General features: G+C 64.8%; 1 protein-coding gene and 1 pseudogene. Both read right to left on the reverse strand.

The window, feature by feature from the left end:
* On the reverse strand, positions 1-189 hold a 189-nt coding region (locus EOA27_RS38885), incomplete at its 3' end, for a hypothetical protein (protein ID WP_145970925.1).
* 256 nt (positions 190-445) lie between these two features.
* Positions 446-697: pseudogene (locus tag EOA27_RS38890) on the reverse strand (MFS transporter); the annotation flags it as partial.

The following is a 697-nucleotide window of genomic DNA, read 5'->3' on the forward strand; positions in this document are numbered from 1 at the left end:
GTCCCAGCGCGTGTAGCGGCCCGGATACTCGTAGTTCGAGGAAAACACCGCGCCGCGGCGTGAATTCAGGCCGTCTACATAGGCGTCGATCGCGCCTTCATAGGGCCTGTCGTGCCGTTCGCGGGTGATGGTCACGCCGCCCGCGGTGACGAAGCGCTCCGCCCCGTTGTCCAGAACTTTAGTCGTCATTGCCGTCTCCATCAGCGTTTTGGGCAACGGACCCGGGAATGGCTCTAAAAAACAAATGGCCGCCCGGACATTCCGCTGCGGCCACCCTCATTTTCACGCGCACACGCACGAACCGGCCGCTGTCAGCGAGCCCACCACCAAACGGTCTTGTTCGAACGCATGTTCATGCCGACTCCCATAGCGGCGAATGCTTGGATCGGCAAGCGGAATCAAGGAAATCGTCGGACGAGGTGAATCGGCTGCCGCGCAGGGAGCTTTATTCTGCGGGCTGCGGCTCCAGGATCGCGCGGCGGTCGAGCGATTGCGACAGCACGGCCACCGCGACGGCCAGAAGCGCGAGTGCGGCGCCCACCAGCGGCAGGTTGGCGTAGGAGACACCCCAGGAGATGGCGAGGCCGCCGATCCAGGCGCCGCCGGCATTGCCGACATTGAAGGCGCCCTGGTTCAGCGTGGCCGCAAGGTTCGGTCCTTCGGCGGCCTCGCCATCTCCTGGGGTGTCTCCTACGCC

Origin of the sequence: Mesorhizobium sp. M2A.F.Ca.ET.037.01.1.1 (assembly GCF_003998075.1) — a bacterium.
Classification (GTDB): Bacteria; Pseudomonadota; Alphaproteobacteria; order Rhizobiales; family Rhizobiaceae; genus Mesorhizobium.